We start from the raw sequence: 17,448 nt of genomic DNA on the forward strand, positions 1-17,448 counted from the left end.
TCGAAACCTGGCGTTTCAGCATTCAAGGCAAAAAAAACGGCGCCCAAAGGGCGCCGATAATAGTTTGGCTCGGGAGAGCTATCACGGAGCAGAACTCCGCCATCGATGGATGGGACCTCATCGACGGGAACATTATGTGGACACTTGTTCGCACGCGCATTCGCTTTGCAGCCGTTCCGCTTGGGTCTGATGGTCAATATTTGCACTTTCGTTCCGTTTTGGTGCGTTTTTCAAGCTCTCGCGTCTCGTTATGCGGTTTTGTCCGTCTCAAAGGAATAACAAGGGCCAGTGTCACCACACTTTTTTGTGGCAGGCCTATGCTATGTTTGACGCACTTATCGACCAGAGGGAAAGGATTCATGTCGTCACCGCTTGCCAACGTTTGCCGGCTCCTCCTGTTGGGCCTGGTAATCAGTCTCGTCGCCTGTGATAACAATGCCGGAAACGATCAGAATCGTCCCGAGGCCAATCCCGGTACACCGCAAGTGGACGTCCCACAGAGCCAGACTGCGGCCTCTGTTGATGATCGCTGGCAGGCCCATCTGGCGGCTGTGCCTTCCGGCCTGATCAGTGCCCGCAGTGCCATCGTCGTTCGTTTCAGCCATCCGGTTTTCGGCCAGCAACAAGTCGGCAAGCCCGTCTCTGGCGTCGCCCGGCTGGCGTCACAGAAACCGGTGACCGTGGTGGCGACGAGCCCGGATACCTTGTCTGTGCAGCCGCAAGAGCCCTTTGCCAGTGGCGAATCGGTGACCTTGCTGCTATTCGCCCAGGGGCTCGAGGGGGTCGATGACAAGCTGCCCGTGGCCGAATTGCCGCTGCAGGTGATGCGCCAGCAGATGACCCTGACGGTGCAATCCCTGCTGCCAGCAGAACAGGGCGATACCATGGTGCTCAGCGGCAGCCTGGAAACCCGTGATGTGGCCGAGGCCGCCACGGTGGAGGCAGTGTTGCGTGCCCGCCTTGAGGGCGGCTCACCGGTGATTCGCTGGCAGCATGATGCCGCGGGGCTACGCCATGATTTCACCGTCAGTGAGGTGGTTCGGGGCGATAGCGAAGGCCGCCTGACGCTCAGCTGGGACGGCGAGCCCCTGGGACTGAACAACAGCGGCGAGCGCCATTATGGGGTGCCGGCCATCGCCACTTTCGCCGTCACCAATGTGCGGGCAGTGAATTATCCGCAGCCCCATGTGGAAGTGAATTTCTCCGAGCCGCTGCAGGGAACCCAGAATCTGATGGGCCTGGTCACCCTGGATGGTGACCTCAAGCCGCGCACGGAAGTGGATGGCAGCCGGCTGCGGGTCTACCCGAAAGACGACAGCAACGAGGCGGTGAAACTGGTGGTCGAGGCGGGAGTCCGTTCTGCCAAGCAGGCCCGGCTCGGCAAGAAACTGGAAAAGACCCTGACCCTGATGATGACCCGCCCCGGCGTTCGCTTTGTCGGCAAGGGCACCATTCTGCCCAATGGCAAGGTTCTCAGCGTGCCGTTCGAAGCCGCGGGTGTTAACAGCGTCAAGGTACAGGCGTTCCGCGTATTCGATGACAACATTGGCCAGTACCTGCAGGGCAGCGAGCTGGACGAAGGGCACATGGATACCCGTGCCGGTCGTTATCTGTGGCAGAAATCCATCCCGCTGCCGGCGGCAGATGAGGGCTGGCAGCGTTACCAGCTCGATCTCTCCGAGCTGATGTCCAGCCATCCCAACGGTTTGCTGCATTTAACCCTCACCATTGATGGCGACGACATTCGCTACAGCTGCCCGGAAGGAGCCCTGAGCCGAAAAGCCACCCTGCCGGACAACTATGAAGGCCCCGGTCAGGATCACGATCAGGTGGATGTCAGCCGTTACTATCGCGATGCCGGTTACCTGAGCTGGTATGAACAGGACAATCCTTGCTCCGACAGCTACTACCGCTACAACGATCTGGCCAGCAGTACCCGGGCGTTTCTGGCGTCCAACCTCGGGCTGATCGCCAAGCAGGGGCAGGGCGATGACCTCCATGTGGTGGCGACGTCGCTGGATGCCAATGCCCCGGCGGAAGACGTGGTGGTCAAGGTCTATAACTATCAACAGCAGCAGATCGGCATGGGCCTGACAGACGCTGAAGGCATGGTCGCCATCAAGGTTGAAGGCACGCCGTTCTACCTGAAAGCCGTCAAGGATCGCGACACCGGTTTTTTGAAACTGGCCCGCAACCGGGCGTTACCCACCAATCAGTTCAACACGGGCGGCGAGCGCGTGCACGATGGCCTGAAAGGGTTCTTTTACGGCGAGCGGGATGTATGGCGCCCCGGGGACGACATTCACCTGACCTTTGTGTTGCAGGACCCCGAAGACCGTATCCCGGATGATCACCCCCTGACCCTGGACTGGTTCGATCCGCGCGGCAACAAGGTCAACAGCTACACCCTGGAGTCTCCGCTCAACGGTTTTTACGCCTTCACCCTCAGCACCCAGGAGTCCGCTCCGACCGGTAACTGGCGGGCCGTGGCCCGGTTGGGCCAGCGTTATTTCGATACCCCGTTGCGGGTTGAGGCCATCAAACCCAATCGTCTGAAGATCGAGCTGGACCTGCCGGAAAAAGTGCCCGCCAACGAGGCCACGCCGGTGACCCTGTTCAGTCAGTGGCTCAATGGTGCCACTGCGGCCAACCTGAAGGCCGATGTGAAGGTTCGGGTGACGCCGAAAGCCACCCGTTTTGCTGGTCTGGATGCCTACCAGTTTGATGATCGCACCCGGGCATTGGGCAGTGAACCATTCACGGCCTTCGAGGCCAGCGTAGATGCCCAGGGCAAAGCCACTTTCCCGTTGACCGTGCCGGTGGATCTGCCCCCGGGCATGTTGCGGGCCACCCTGACCACCCGGGTGTTTGAAAACAGCGGCGATTACAGCACCCAAATTCGTAGCGTGCCGGTGTACCCCTATGCGCAATGGGCGGGGCTGCGTATCCCGCAGGGCAGCGGCTGGGCTAACTCGCTGGCCCGCGACAAGCAGCACGGTATCGACCTGATCAGCGTGGACAGCGATGGCAAACCCCTCGCCGGTCGGCCCCTGCAGATCACCGTGTACGAAATTGACTGGCGCTGGTGGTGGGACCGTTCCGGCGAGAACCTCACGCACTTTATCAGTGACCCGCACACCAAGGTGGTGTCTGAGGCGCAGCTGACGACCGACGCCGACGGCCGTGCCCAGTGGACCCTGAACGGTGAAGATTACGAGTGGGGGCGTCACCTGATTCGGGTGTGCGATACCGCCAGTGAGCATTGCGCCTCGCAGACGGTGTACCTGGGATGGAGCTGGGACCGCGCCAGCGACAATCAGGATGCGGCTACCCGGCTCAGCCTGGGCGCCGACAAGGACCGCTACCAGACCGGCGACACCGCCCGCATTGAATTGCCCGCAGTGGCCAATGGGCGACTGCTGGTGACGCTGGAAACCGGCTCCCGGGTGATCGACCAGTATTGGCTGGCCGCCAGTGGTGAGGCCCAGACCCTGGACATCCCGATTACCGGCGAGATGGCGCCCAATGTCTATGTGCATGTGGCGTTGTTGCAGCCACACCAGCGAGACAATGACCGCCCAATTCGGCTGTACGGCATCGTGCCGCTGCTGGTGGACGATCCGGCCACCCGCCTGGAACCGCAGATCAACGCCCCGGACAAGGTCAAACCGGAGCAAACCTTCCGTATCGAGGTCAGCGAGACACAGGGCAAGGCCATGACCTACACCCTGGCGCTGGTGGATGAAGGCCTGCTCGGACTCACCAACTTCCAGACCCCGGATCCCCACAAGGCGTTTTACCAGCGCGAGGCGCTGGGTGTGCTGACCTGGGATTTGTTCGACATGGTGGTAGGCGCCTATGGGGCCGAGCTGGATCAGCTGCTCGCGCTCGGGGGCTCCGATGGCAGTGACGATGGCCGCGACAAGCAGCGTCGCCGTTTCCCGCCGGTGGTGTCGTTCCTGGGGCCGTTCTCGCTGGAAGCCGGTGAGACTGCCCAGCACGAGATTACCCTGCCGCCCTATATGGGGCAGGTGCGGGTGATGGTGGTGGCCGGTGACAATGGCGCCTACGGCAAGGCGGACAAGGGCATTACCGTGACCCAGCCGCTGACCCTGCTCACCAGCCTGCCGCGGGTGCTGGGCCCGGGTGAGAGTGTGGATCTGCCGGTAACCGTGTTTGTGACTGATGACAGCCTTAACAAGGTCACGCTGAGCGTGGAGGCCGATGAGCGCCTGTTCTCGCTGGACAAGGCCAGCACCGAACTCACCTTTACCGGGCCGTCGGATCAAATTGCCATGCTGCGGGTCACGGCCAGGAAGCAGACAGGGATTGGCGAGATTACCGTCACGGCAAAAGGGGGCAAGCACGAGGCCCGCGAAACCGTGAACCTGCCGGTACGCGCTGCCAATCCACCGACCACACGCGATACCTTCAAGGTCCTCGAAAAAGGCCAGACCTGGGCGCTGGAAACCGCCCCTCACGGGCTGCCCGGCACCAACAGCGCCTCGCTGGCCGTGAGCAGCCTGCCGGCCATGGGGCTGGAACGGCGTCTGGATTACCTGCTGCGCTATCCCCACGGTTGCATCGAGCAGACGACCTCGGCGGCGTTGCCGCAACTGTATCTGCCGCAACTGATGTCGCTGGATGACAGCCAGCAGCAGGATATCGAAAACAACATCCGCGCCGCCGTCGAGCGCTTGCAGACCTTCCAGATGCACGGTGGTGGGTTCAGCTACTGGCCGGGCCTGGCCAATGCCGATGACTGGGGCACCACCTACGCCGGGCACTTCCTGCTGGAAGCGCGCCGTCTCGGGTATGCGGTGCCGGCAGAGATGCTCGATAACTGGCAGCGTTACCAGATTCGGCGCAGCCAGCAGTTGGGGGATCGTCCCTGGGAATGGAGTGCGGAAGCCTATCGTCAGTACACCCTGGCCCTGTCCGGTAGCCCCCAGGTCGGTGTCATGAACCGCCTGCGTGAGCGACTGCAGATGGCCGAGCAGGACTACCGTCGCAGCAGCAGTTATCACACCGGGCGCTGGTTGCTGGCGGCGGCTTATCAGCAGATGGGCCTGACTGATGTGGCGGCCGAGCTGACCACCCTGAAAGCCACCGGGCTGGACAACGATGGTGCCCGCTACAGCTATGGTTCGCTGCTGCGTGACGATGCCATTCGCCTGACGGTCAGCCAGGCCCAGGGTGATGCCCAGCATGCCTGGACACTGGCGCGCAATATTGCCGATCAACTGGCGGGGGACGACTGGCTAAGTACCCAGAGCACCGCGTGGGCGCTGATGGCCATGGCCCGTTATGCCGGCGCCGAGGGGGAGGCGAAGGGCTACCAGTATGCCGTCAAGGAAGGCAAGCAGGGCTGGCAGGAAGTGGCCGCCACCTCGCCGGTAACGCGCCAGACATTGCAGGCCGGGGGCGAGGGGCTGACCGTGCGTAACGACAGTGATCGCAAACTGTTTGTCACCCTCAGCCAACGCGGCACGCCAGAGCCCGGTAACGAGCAGGCGGTGAGTGAAGGGTTGCGACTGGCCGTGCAGTTCACAGCCAATGGTCAATCGGTGAATCCGTCCAGCCTGACCCAGGGGCAGGATTTCACCGCCCGGATTACCGTGACCAACATCACCCAGCGCACCCTCGATAACGTGGCCCTGACCCAGATCCTGCCGTCAGGCTGGCAGATCACCAGCAGTCGTCTGGATGGCAGTGCCAGCGAAGGGGGGAATCAGGAAAAGGTGACCTATCAGGATGTGCGCGACGACCGCGTCATGCATTACTTCGATTTGGCGCCGGGCAGCAAGAATGCACTGTCTCTGTCAGTGAACCTCAATGCTACCTTCGCCGGGCGTTTCTACCTGCCGGCCTGGACCGCGGAAGCCATGTACGACGGCCGCTATCAGGCGAGAAGCACAGGGCAGTGGGTCGAGGTGAAGCGCTGACCCGGGCCGCTAACATGGCTCCCTGCCAAGGCAAGGGAGCCATGCGCGGGCTCAGGCGGCCTGATCCTTTTGGTAGCCTTCCACATCGCCGATCAGCTGATCCATCTCGGCCAGGTATTCGCGGTTGTCATGGTCCCAGGGGTGGAAGCCCGGCTTGAACCAGTCCAGCCAGGGAAGGATCACCCGGCGCAGGCCGCCAGGTGACAGCCACTGGAACCGGAAGGATTGCCACCAGCCCTTGAGGTTGAACAGCTGGCCAACTTTCCAGGTGTTGATCAGGTAGAACGGATAAAACAGGGCAAAGAAAATGGTGGTGGCCAGCACCAGTGCGCTGGAGCGTAACAGCCAGGCCTTCAGGCCACGGCCAAACACCGTCTCAAACACATCAAACGCGACCGCCTTGTGTTCGGTTTCTTCCAGTGCATGCCAGTGCCAAAGCTTCTGGTAAGCCGGGTCTGAGCCGTCGATCAGGTCTGGCTCGCGCAACAGTACATCAGCAAGAATGGCGGTGAGATGCTCCAGGGCCACGGTCGCTGCCAGTTGCATGGAGTCCGGCAGATAACGGCTCACCGCATCCAGCAACTTGGTGACGATCAGCTCCTGAGTGTCCACCGGTAATCCGGCTTCCACCATCTTCTGGTTGTAGTCTTCATGCTCGCGCCCGTGCATGGCTTCCTGGCCAATAAAATGACGCACGGCTTCCTGCAATTCCGGGTCGTCGATCCGGTCACGGTATTTGCGAACGCTATTGATAAAGAACCGCTCTCCCTCAGGGAAAAACAGCGACAGCGTATTGAAGAACTGGGTGACCGTGGGGCCCCAGTTGTGCCAGTTGAGCACCTGCTCGTCGGGCACATGGAACTTGAGGTTCCGGCGAACCGGCATGATGTGCATTTTCATTGTTATCTCACTCCCTTGCCGCTTTCTTCGTGGTCCTCTTCCACTTAGCGCTCGATTTGGCAGAATTACAAGGTCACTGTGACAGTCGGATACGCAAAAGAAACACTAGGGAGCCTCTGAATAACGCCTTGCGTGCTCAGTCTTTCAGGCTGGTTCGCAATCTAGGCGCGATTTTGAAGTTGTATGTCCATCCATCGAAAAAGCGCAACAACGAGTGCGGGCCAGCCTGGAAGACCCGAAGGGCGCGGCCTGAAGCGCACATCTGTTGCGCCTTGCCTCTAGGAAAGGGAACCACCCTTACCGTCGAGACAAGACACAACAGCTGCACGCTTCATGCCACGCTGAGCATGCAAGGCGTTATTCAGAGGCTCCCTAGGCCAATCATGGTATCAAGATGCATGGGAAAGCACGGAATCTCACATGGATAAAATGATGAAGTGGCGCTTGTGGATTTCCGCCATTGTGCTGTTGGTGGTACTGGCTGTGGCGTTTCATACCCTGGTTTGGCAGCGCCACCAGATCCCCGTGAGTGGAGTGCGCGTCACCACAGAAACCGGGGCAGAGGGGCAAGACTGGCTGATCTCCCTGTATGACCAGGGCCAGCAGCGCTGGCAGGCCAATGAGGAGGGTTATCGGTTGGTGATCGAACGCCTGGGGCAAGACGCGTTTGACCTGGATATCAGCTATCAAAATGGCGAAAGCCAGCGCCGTATTCGTCAGCGGGTACGACTCAACCCCGGTCTCACCCTGGTGGCAGCCTTTGGCCCGGACCAGCACAGCCATACGCCGCACAGGGTGCTCATCGATCGGCAAATCAGTGACAGCCCCTAGCCTGTTTGCCCGGTGTCGTCACAGGCGGCGCCTTCACTGAAGGACGCCGCCGTCGCTGATCATCGTGTCACCTATCCCTGTGCTTCGGGGGCGGTTACCGCGCCCGGGATGGCGCCGTGCTGAGGCGCTGTTGACTCGGCAGCCCGTTCCCGGTGGCCTTCATCATCCGCAGGCGGTGCGCTGTTTCGCAACAGGATCGCCACCAATGCCGCAGTCCCGGCAAGAATCACCGCACCAATGGCCGCATTGGTATGCAATGCCAGGTTGAAGGCCGTTTTGGCTGCGCTCATCAGTGTCTGCCCGGTCTCACCCGGTAGCTGGGCGGCGGCCCCCAGGGCTCCGCCAAGCGTATCCATGGCCGCCAGTGACAGGGTATCGGGCAGGTCTGCAGGCATGGCAACGCGCATATGTGTGCGGTACACCGCCGCACCGATACTGCCAATCACCGCGATTCCCAGAGCCATGCCAAGTTCCGTGGCGGTTTCCGAGGTTGCCGATGCTGCGCCGGCCTTGCGCGGCGGCGCGGCACTCACCACCATGTCGGTGCCGAGAATCATCATGGGCATCACCCCGATCCCCATGATCGTCATGCCGGCAATCAAAAGCGGGATATCTGACGGATCCTCAACCGGCAGCAGCAGGACTAGCCCGAAGGCGGCCATCAGCAAGCCGAGACTGACCAGCTTTTGCCGTGAGACGCGCCCCACCAGGCGGGGGATCAGCAAGGACGCCACTGTCTGCACCACCGCCGGTGGCAGCATGACCAGGCCGGACTGCAACGGCGACAGATCCAGGACCCCTTGCAGATACTGAAACACCATCAGCCAGGCACCCGAGAGTGCCAGGATGGTCAGCATCATGGCGCCGACCGAGGTGCTGAACATCCGGTTGGCGAACAGGGTCATATCCAGCATGGGTTCTGCCAGCCGTCGTTGGCGGCGGGTAAAGGCCACGCCAATAATCAGGCCGAGTGCAATGGCGAGCAGCGGGAGCACAGTGATGCCATTGCGGGCCATGTCCTTGAGGCCGTAGATCACGGCCAATACCATCGCCACGGACAGCAGGGCACTGGTCCAGTCCTGCCGTCCAGCCTCATCATCACGAAACTCTGGCAACAGCACGGGGCCGCAAATCAGCAGTAACAGCATCACGGGCACCCCGAGCAGGAATACCGAGCCCCACCAGAAATATTCCAGCAGGGCGCCGCCCACCAGAGGGCCGATGGCACTGCCGACTATGAAGCCGGTCATCCACACGGTAATCGCCAGCGTCCGCTCCTGCTCCACCTGAAACATATTACGCAGTAGCGACAGGGTTGATGGCATCAGCGTGGCGCCCGCAATGCCGAGCACCGCACGGCTGGCAATCAGCATTTCGGCCGTGCTGGCAAAGGCGGCCAGTGCGGAAGCCGCCCCAAATGCGGTGGCCCCGGCCAACAGCAGCTTGCGGCGGCCAATGCGGTCACCCAGGGTGCCCATGGTCACCAGAAAGCCGGCAATCATGAAACCGTAGATATCCAGTATCCACAGCAATTCCGCGCTGGTGGGCTGAAGGTCGGCACTCAGGTGCGGGGCGGCCAGATGCAAAACCGTCATGTCCAGTGCCAGCAACACGGTGGGTAACATCAGCACAGCCAGTCCCAGCCATTCACGGCGGGTGGCGGGTTTTTCAACGGGGGTCATGGTCTCTCCAGGTCCTGCAAACGCAAAAGGTCATAGCGACCCTAAATCCTCAACCAGACTTGAGGTCAATAGTGCATTGTCTCAGTCAGCCGGTTAACAGACCGGCGTCGTGTTCAATTCGTTCAAGATTTTCTATTCATCATGATGCTGTCATGACCGGAAGGGGGGAGGGCTGGAAGGGGCGTCGCCCGGCAAGCTCGACTGACCTGCGTTACATCGACAGGTAAGTGTCAGGCAGTGTGGCGGTTTGGCAGGTTGGCGCGGCGCTTGCGGCACTGTAAGCCTGAGTTCCCCCTCTTCACCGTCAGGCGAAGAGGGGGCGGCCGAAGGAGCGGCCGGGCATGGTAGGTGTTTTGCTAGAACTGGAAGCGCAGTCCGGCACCGAACATGTCCACGTTCAGCTCGTTATCAAAACGCATGTATTCCGCGTAAACGTACAGTTTGTCCATGATATCAACGGTTGCACCCAGCCCGCCGAATGCATCTGTTGATGAATCATCATCATCGCCCAGAGGGTGCTTTACATCAAAATCGGTATTGGCGATCCCGCCTTTGCCATACAGCCCTACAGGCCCGAGTTCAAAGCTGAGCAGGCCTGCAAATGTCACGGCTCCGCCTTCGACCTTGGTGTTGTATTCACCTTCGATTTCACCGAAATCATAATATCCGACTTCTACGCCGACCAACTCGATAGGACGCCACCCAAGGAACAGGCCTCCCGTGGTATTGTCGTCATCGAATTTGACGTTTTCGACTTCTTCATCAACGGCGGTGTTATATAGGCCTGCACCGATGTACACGCCAGCGGTAGATAATGGCGCCAGTGAGCACAGCGCGACACCTGCAATAAGTTGTTGTAGACGTTTCATTGTTATCTCTCCCTGATGGTTGGTCGTCGTCAGTATTACCCAGTTTGTGACAATTGTGTATGGGCGGCGTCACACAGCCAAGCCTGCCTATAAATGAAGGAATGACCGAAATGCAGATCGCCAACACGGATTACGCTGGCATCATTTTCGATATGGATGGCACCCTGGTGGACTCCCGTCTGGATTTCACGTTGATTCGCCATGAACTGGACTGCCCGGAAGGGATCGGCGTGCTGGAATTTATCGATACCCTGCCGCGGGATCGGCAGCCCGCGGCCCGCGAGGTGGTGCTGCGCCACGAACGCAATGGGGCCATGAAGGCCCGCTGGATGCCTGGGGCAAAAGCCTGCCTGGAGCGGCTCGCCGCCAACGGTATTCCCACCGCCATCCTGACCCGCAACGCCCGGGAAATTACCGCGCTGACTATCGAACGGTTGGGCATCCCGATCAGCCATTGGCTGGCCCGGGAAGACGCGCCCCCCAAACCGGCGCCAGAGGGTTTGCTGTCCATCGCTGCAGACTGGCAAATGGCCCCCGCCACACTCGCTTATGTCGGGGATTTTAAATACGACCTGTTGGCTGCCAGAAACGCGGGCATGGTGGGTGTGTATTACAACGGTGACGGTCGCAATCTGCATGGCCATCTTGCTGATCGCATCATTCATCATTTCGACGAATTATGAACCGGCGTAGTGCCCGTTGAGGTTGGCACCGGTTCCGGGGATCGGCCCGGGGAAATTTCTTATCGGGGCAGCCGCAACATGGCCCAGTGCATGACGGAGCCGCCAGGCAAATAACCATGGTGAACAATCTCGAAACCGAAGCGTCGGTAAAGCGAGACATTGTTTTCGTTATGGGTGTCCAGGTAGGCGGGCAGCCCTTGTGAATCCAGCGTCGCCAGGGTTGGGCGCAGCAGGGCGCTACCCAGACCTTGTCCATGCTTGTTGGGTTCAACGCCGAGAGCGGCAAGATAGTAGTGGGGTTCGGTAATGATGGACTTGTGCATCGCCTGCATAATGTCCAGTGCCTTCAGTTGCCTTAGCAAGGCCGCAGGGCCCTGACGCAGGCTGCCGCGAATCGCGCCGTAGCGAAGCAGATCCAGCAAGCCATAACGCATGGTGCCGGAGGGAGACCAGATGGCGGCACCGTCCTGGCCGTTGTCAGTGACGACAACCTCACCCTTGTTGTGGCCATGGGTCAGCATGTAGCGGAAGGTATACCAGCAGAGGGTCTCCCGTTTTTTATCATCGGGAAAAAAATAGACAAACAGCGGATCATGGAAAAACGCCCGGCTCAACATGCTGGCCAGCGTATCCGTGTCGGGGTGTCGTGCAATTGCCATCGCCGTGTTCTTTTTCTCTTTGGGCCAATAAGGGCAGGACTTTCGCCTCATGGTAAGCCGGTTTCCTGTGGGGGGCGACTAGTGATGACAGATGTATACCCTGCGGTGCTGGGCGAGTGATATTACAGGGCCAGGGCAATGCGATTGCGGCCAGCGGATTTGGCGGAATAGAGCTTCTTGTCAGCGCAGCGTGTCAGGGCGTTGAGTTCCATGCCTTCCTGTTCGCCAAAACAGGCGATACCACCACTCAAGGTCAGAGTGATGCTGTGCTCCCCAAAGGTCAGGGGGCTGGCCGCCAGTTGCTGGCGGATTTTCTCGGCCACCAGCAGTGCCTGGTCACCATCGGTATCCGGCAGTAACAGGCAGAATTCCTCTCCGCCAAGGCGTGCCGCCAGATCTGTTTTGCGGAGCCGCTGTTTCAGTAGTCTGGCCACATGCTGCAATGCCTTGTCACCGGCCTCGTGGCCGTGCCGGTCGTTCACCTTCTTGAAGTAGTCCAGATCCAGGAGTACCAGCGACATGGGATTGTTCAGCCGTTGGTGCCGGGCTTGTTCGTACTCAAACCGGCTTTGCAGGTGCGCCCGATTAGGGAGCCCTGTTAGCACGTCCGAGTGCGCCAGTTTTACCAGCCGGCGTTCGCTCTGTTCACGGGTAATTTCATAGACATGCGAAAACGCCGTGAGACAAAGCGTGAGCACACCAATGTTGGCCAGAATCACCGGTTGCATGGCCTCCGGGTCATCACCAAAGCGCCAAAAGAACAGCCCGGCGGCAATGGACATATAAATCACCGTCAGAACCAGCCCCTTGATCCTGCCCAGCAACAAGTGCGACACCATGGGAATCAACAGCACCCAGACAAACACATTCATGGTGGAACGCGGCGAGGCCAGCGCCACCATCATCACACTGAAAAACGGGATCAGGTAGGCAAAGGCCCACAGTTCCAGCCGTTGGGTACGGCGAATATTGAAATACAGCACCACGGAGTAGGCGGCCATGATGAGCTCGGCAGCGGCGACGACCACATTGCCGCGGCCCAAATTGATCCAGGCGAATAGCAGGCCACTGCTGAAGGTAATCAGCAGCAACGCAATCAGCAGGGACTTGCGGTACGGGCGCGCGAGTTCACGCTGCTGGCCAGGGTTGTTATACATGGGCCGCCATGATTGGTATTCGGAATGGGCAGCATTGTCGCCTGAAAATTGAACAAAAGCCAAGGGTAACCCTGAAGATCCAAGGTTGTTCCGGCACTCCGGGCCAACCGGATTTCAGAAGTGTTGAGGATTCAGGGGCGGGACACCGGTGGGGGTGAGAGTGGAAAGTCACCGGCATGACGATGGCACTGCACGGGAGAGCTGGGCGAGTCTTTACGGCGTTTATTGTCGAGCGGCGCCAGCGATTGCGAATCAGGTTGGCCACGGCATTGGCCCCCGCCACAATGCCGAACACCGCCAGCGGTGAAAACGGCACATAAAACGAAATCGGAATGGCCACCAGCGCGGCCGCCAGCGGCCAGGCAATATAGTCTTTCGCCACCTGACGCCAGATCTTGTAGCCGATCCGCTTCAGCAGGGGTTTGAAATCCGAGAAGGTGTTTTTGCCTTTCAGGTGATCATCAATGGCCTGTTCGTGCAGCGCCACCCCTTCTTCAAACAGCAACATCAACAGAATGAAGTACACCGGTTGCAGCAGGTAGGCGGGTTTCCACGGTTGCATGGGGGTGACCCGCATGATGCCGTAGCCCACATCCAGATCCTTCTCCAGCACATTGGTCCAGGTGTGGTGCACCACATTGTGCGAATGCATCCAGCGGTCCGACGGGCTCATGGTGTCCCACTCCCAGGTGTTGGACTGGATCTCCGGGTCTTTCATCCAGTCCCATTGGGCGTGCAGCACGTTATGGGCGATCTCCATGTTTTCCAGAATCTTGGCAATGCCGAGCATGAAGGTACCCAGCCCAAGCAGGGACAGCATGATCGGCCAGAGCGCCAGCGCATGCCCCCAGGCCGGCAGGAAAAACAGCGAGGCATAAATCACGAAACGGGCGCTCACTGCCAGGGTGCGCTGGGTCTTGATGACCTTGAGAATATAGGCCCGGTCCCGTTCGCCGCGGTCATCGAATACCTCATCGCGAATGGCATCCAGCTCGCGGCCAAATTCCTCGATTTGTTCGTCGGTCAGGTCGACCGGGTATTGGTGGGTTCGCATTATTCTTCCCTCACAAATCCAGTTCGCAATCCCCTGCAGCGGCACAGATACAGGTCTGCACAATGCTGCCCGCTTCGTTCAATACCTCGCCGGTACGCAGATCGCGCACACAGCCAGACACCAGCGTGGTGTTACAGGTATGGCAGATGCCCATGCGGCAACCGTGGGGCGGATTCATGCCCGCCTCCTCGGCGACTTTCAGTAGCGGGGTGTCGCTGTCGCCCTCGGCATCCACACCGCTTTGGGCAAAGCGCACCTTGCCGCCCACGGCATCGGCGGGAATCTCGGTAAAGGGCGCGCGGAAGCGTTCAATATGCAGGTTGCGGCTGCAACCGGCCTGTTCGAAACACTGCTCCACGGCTTCCAGCAGGGAAGGCGGGCCGCAGGCATAGACATCCCGCTCTTTCCAGTCCGGGCACAGGGCGTCCAGTTGGGCGGCGGAAAAGCGCGCATTGCCGGGATGATTTTCCTCGCGGGTGTACAACAGGTGCAGGTGATAGCGATCGTATTGCGCGGCCATCTCTCGCAGCTGTTTGCCCAGCACCACATCGAATTCATGGGGCGCGTAGTGCAGGTGGCAGGTATCTGGCAGACGTTCCTGGGCAATCAGGCTGTTCACCATGCTGAAGGCCGGGGTAATGCCGCTGCCGGCGGTAATGAACAACGGATGAATATGCTGCGCGTCGGGCAGGTAAAAATCCCCCTGGGGCAGCCCGATGGGCAGGTAGTCACCCACCTTGATATTGCGAACGATGTGGTGGGATATGGTGGCCTTGTCGATGGCCTTTACCGTAATGGTAAAGCAGTCGTCGTAGCGCTGCGGCGCAGAGGAAATCGTATAGGTGCGGGTGTAGTGCTTGCCGTTGGCAGGAATCCCCACACGTACATGCTGGCCGGCCCGGTGGCCACGCCAGTTGAGGCCGGGGCGCAAGGTCAGGGTGCGGGCATCGCGGGTTTCATCCCATACCTTGACCACGCGGGCCTGCATCTTGTGGGTGGTCCATAACGGATTCACCAGCTCCAGGTAATGGGAGGTACGCAACGGCCAGGCGAAATAATCGGTCAGGGTACTCAGGCGAGACCAGATGGAGGGAGAGCCCCCTGGCACAGGCTGGGTGGGTTGACGCATAACGGTTCCTCTTTCGTTGTCATTATCTGAGGTGTCGCTTGCCCGGTGGGCCGGGCCGGCAGCGGGCTGCCATGTTCCGTTGTAGTCTTGTGTTAATGCGGGCGCATGCCCGTTTTTGAGTATCCTCCCGGTGGTGGCCAGGAATCCAAGGTTTGTACCGAATCTGTACGTAACACCACGGCAGCAATACATAACCTGCCCGATGTGAACAAGTGTTTACAAGACTAAAATGAATCCCTTCTGCCTGTCTACCCCCTGCGGTGTTCAAGGGGGGGGGCGACGGGCGGGAAATTGGCATGATCTGCTGTCAATAAAGCGGCACAAGCGTGCTAGTGTCTGCGCTCGTGAAATGAAGGAGTCCCTAATGTCTACTGTCATGGTCACCGGCGCGTCCGGGTATATCGCGGGCTGGATCGTTCGCTACTTGCTGGAAGCGGGCCACACGGTTCATGCCACGGTGCGAGACCCCCACAAGGCTGCCAGTGTCGATCACCTGCATGCCATCGCCGATGTCACCCCCGGGACCCTGAAACTGTTCAAGGCGGATCTGCTGGATGCCGACAGTTTTGATGCCCCCATGGCAGGGTGCGATGTGCTCATGCACACCGCGTCTCCGTTTGTGCTCGATGGCTTTACCGATGCCAACGAAGCGCTGGTGCGCCCGGCAGTAGAAGGCACCCGCAATGTGCTCAACGCCGCCAACCGTTGCGAGACCCTCAAGCGGGTGGTGCTGACCAGCAGCGTGGCGTCAGTGTATGGCGACGCCACCGACATGAAGGGCAAGAGCGCCTTCACCGAAGCCGACTGGAACACCACCAGCACCGTGGATCACAACCCGTACCAGTACTCCAAGGTGGCCGCCGAGCGGGAAGCCTGGAAAATCCACGATGCCCAGACCGGTGAGCCAGGCAGCCGCTGGGATCTGGTGACCATCAACCCGGGTATGGTGTATGGGCCGTCCCTGACCAATGCCAGCCATTCTGCCAGTATCGGTACCCTGCTCGACATGGGACGCGGCAAGCTGCGCAGCGGGGTGCCGGATCTGGTGTACGGCATGGTGGATGTGCGCGAAGTGGCGCAGGCGCATTTGCTGGGTGCCTTCACCACCGAGGCCGAAGGCCGCTACATTCTGGTCAGCGAATCGGTCTCCATGCTGGATATCGCTGCCAGCCTGCGTCGCCAGTTCGGCAAGCAGTACCCATTCCCGATGATGAAAGTCCCCAAGCCGGTGGTATGGGCCGTGGGGCCGTTCATGGGCCCGGTGACCCGCAAGTTCATCAGCCGCAATGTGGGCTACCCGCTGCGCTTTGATAACCGCCGCAGCCAGACCCTGGGCGTAACCTATCGCCCGGTAGATGACACCCTTCGGGACCACTTCGAACAGGTGCTGGAAGACGGCCTGGTTCGCCGCCGCTAATACGGCCAGCGCATCCCCCAACAGGGGGATGCCGCACTGGCTGGCTCATGACAAGCTGGGTACCTCGCGAACCAATGAGAAAGACCATGCGGAAACGATGGATCACCTGGATGCTGGGCGGCCTGCCGGTGCTGGCGCTCGCCTGTGGTGGTTGGCCCCAGGACGTTAACCTGCTGTACGCCACCGCCTTTCGTGTAAGCGCAGTACAAAACTGTGCCACACAGGCCCCGGCGATCCGCTCAGAATGCCTGCAAGGGGTCATGACCGAACCGCTGATCTCACGCCCCGGCACCGCAGCGCAGCTTGAGCTGATTCGCTACAGCAGCCTGCGCGACCTGGCCCCTTGCTCCGGGCAGGAGCTGCAACAGATCCGACAGGCCGGTGGCCAGCGGGCCGCCTTGTGGGCCTGCATGGGGCTGCTGCATTATCCCGGCGAGCGGCCCGCGCAAGGCGTGGCCGTGGCCGTGGATCCGCAGGAAACTGACAGCCTCGTGAGCGACGGGGCTGCCGGGCTCAAGATCACCCAGATCGTCACATTGCCGTTATCGAAATAGCGCCATTCCCGGTAGACTCGGTGCGGCAACGATCCGTCCACAGGAGTCCCCATGGCCCATTCCCGACAACAGTGGCTACAGGCCTTTACCGGTGGTTTTCTCGCCACGCTGATCTTTCATCAGGGCGTCTTGGCCCTGTTCTGGTTGGGCGGCATGATTCCGGCCTTCCCCTGGAATATGAACCCGGTGCCGCCCCTTGGCGTTCCGCAGGTCATCTCCCTGGCGTTTTGGGGTGGGGTATGGGGGCTACCTGTGTGGTGGTTGATCCGCCGCTGGCAGGGCATTCGCTATTGGCTTGGGGCCGTCGTCATCGGTGCCATTGGCCCCACCGCCGTGGCCATGCTGGTGGTGTTTCCCATGAAAGGCCTGGACGTGAACGCCAGCAAAGTGATCGGCGGCCTCATCGTTAACGGGGCCTGGGGGCTGGGGTTGGCCGTGTGGATGCAACTCACCCGCTCGCGCTAAACACACTGGCGATCAGGTGTGTTGGCAGGGCGTTATCACCGCCCCCCAATAATCAATGATCCATTGTGGTGCGCTTTTCGGGTGCAAAATTGCACCTATTGTG

Annotated in this window: 13 protein-coding genes; 6 read left to right on the forward strand and 7 right to left on the reverse strand. The window is 60.3% G+C overall.

Annotated features, from left to right (window positions below; genetic code table 11):
- Window positions 1-359 precede the first annotated feature (359 nt).
- Entirely contained in the window at window positions 360-5,945 is a 5,586-nt protein-coding gene (locus D4A39_RS11580) for an alpha-2-macroglobulin family protein (RefSeq protein WP_119918146.1), read from the forward strand.
- A gap of 51 nt (window positions 5,946-5,996) precedes the next feature.
- On the opposite strand, the gene D4A39_RS11585 is transcribed toward D4A39_RS11580, so the two are convergent.
- On the reverse strand, window positions 5,997-6,845 hold the full coding sequence (locus tag D4A39_RS11585) for a metal-dependent hydrolase (RefSeq protein ID WP_022985235.1): 849 nt from the start codon (window positions 6,843-6,845) through the stop codon (window positions 5,997-5,999).
- A 420-nt stretch (window positions 6,846-7,265) separates the two neighbouring features.
- On the opposite strand from D4A39_RS11585, the gene D4A39_RS11590 reads away from it, so the two are divergent.
- A complete protein-coding gene (locus tag D4A39_RS11590; protein ID WP_102791095.1) occupies window positions 7,266-7,676 on the forward strand; it encodes a hypothetical protein in 411 nt (136 codons plus the stop codon).
- A 71-nt stretch (window positions 7,677-7,747) separates the two neighbouring features.
- Here D4A39_RS11590 and D4A39_RS11595 read toward each other — a convergent pair whose 3' ends face one another.
- Window positions 7,748-9,358, reverse strand: coding sequence for an MFS transporter (locus tag D4A39_RS11595; RefSeq protein ID WP_119918147.1), 1,611 nt, complete (start codon window positions 9,356-9,358; stop codon window positions 7,748-7,750).
- A gap of 356 nt (window positions 9,359-9,714) precedes the next feature.
- Window positions 9,715-10,227 (reverse strand): outer membrane beta-barrel protein, encoded by a 513-nt coding sequence (locus D4A39_RS11600; protein ID WP_119918148.1) that lies wholly within the window; start codon window positions 10,225-10,227, stop codon window positions 9,715-9,717.
- Between the two features lie 110 nt (window positions 10,228-10,337).
- Between D4A39_RS11600 and D4A39_RS11605 the strand changes: the two genes are divergently transcribed.
- Window positions 10,338-10,910 carry an HAD family hydrolase gene (locus D4A39_RS11605; protein ID WP_102791092.1) on the forward strand — a complete coding sequence of 191 codons (573 nt, stop codon included), beginning with the start codon at window positions 10,338-10,340 and terminating at the stop codon, window positions 10,908-10,910.
- Between the two features lie 59 nt (window positions 10,911-10,969).
- Here D4A39_RS11605 and D4A39_RS11610 read toward each other — a convergent pair whose 3' ends face one another.
- The 4 genes from D4A39_RS11610 to D4A39_RS11625 form a co-directional block, all read right to left on the reverse strand.
- Window positions 10,970-11,569, reverse strand: a complete 600-nt coding sequence (locus tag D4A39_RS11610) for a GNAT family N-acetyltransferase (RefSeq protein WP_102791091.1) — start codon at window positions 11,567-11,569, stop codon at window positions 10,970-10,972.
- 122 nt (window positions 11,570-11,691) lie between these two features.
- Window positions 11,692-12,726, reverse strand: coding sequence for a GGDEF domain-containing protein (locus D4A39_RS11615; protein ID WP_102791090.1), 1,035 nt, complete (start codon window positions 12,724-12,726; stop codon window positions 11,692-11,694).
- The gene (locus D4A39_RS11620; protein WP_233552469.1) at window positions 12,719-13,780 is read right to left on the reverse strand and encodes a fatty acid desaturase family protein; all 1,062 of its coding nucleotides are present in this window, start codon (window positions 13,778-13,780) and stop codon (window positions 12,719-12,721) included. The genes D4A39_RS11615 and D4A39_RS11620 overlap by 8 nt, the downstream gene beginning before the upstream one ends.
- Window positions 13,781-13,790: 10 nt before the next feature.
- The gene (locus tag D4A39_RS11625; protein WP_119918149.1) at window positions 13,791-14,909 is read right to left on the reverse strand and encodes a ferredoxin reductase; all 1,119 of its coding nucleotides are present in this window, start codon (window positions 14,907-14,909) and stop codon (window positions 13,791-13,793) included.
- Between the two features lie 364 nt (window positions 14,910-15,273).
- Between D4A39_RS11625 and D4A39_RS11630 the strand changes: the two genes are divergently transcribed.
- The 3 genes from D4A39_RS11630 (at window position 15,274) to D4A39_RS11640 (ending at window position 17,345) form a co-directional block, all read left to right on the forward strand.
- Window positions 15,274-16,326 (forward strand): NAD-dependent epimerase/dehydratase family protein, encoded by a 1,053-nt coding sequence (locus D4A39_RS11630; protein WP_022984371.1) that lies wholly within the window; start codon window positions 15,274-15,276, stop codon window positions 16,324-16,326.
- A gap of 86 nt (window positions 16,327-16,412) precedes the next feature.
- Window positions 16,413-16,880 carry a hypothetical protein gene (locus D4A39_RS11635; protein WP_147393913.1) on the forward strand — a complete coding sequence of 156 codons (468 nt, stop codon included), beginning with the start codon at window positions 16,413-16,415 and terminating at the stop codon, window positions 16,878-16,880.
- Window positions 16,881-16,931: 51 nt separating this feature from the next.
- Window positions 16,932-17,345: a hypothetical protein gene (locus D4A39_RS11640; RefSeq protein ID WP_022984369.1), complete on the forward strand. Its 414-nt coding sequence runs from the start codon at window positions 16,932-16,934 to the stop codon at window positions 17,343-17,345.
- The last annotated feature ends 103 nt before the right edge of the window (window positions 17,346-17,448 follow it).

The organism is Alcanivorax profundi (assembly GCF_003597125.1).
Taxonomy (GTDB): Bacteria; Pseudomonadota; Gammaproteobacteria; order Pseudomonadales; family Alcanivoracaceae; genus Alcanivorax; species Alcanivorax profundi.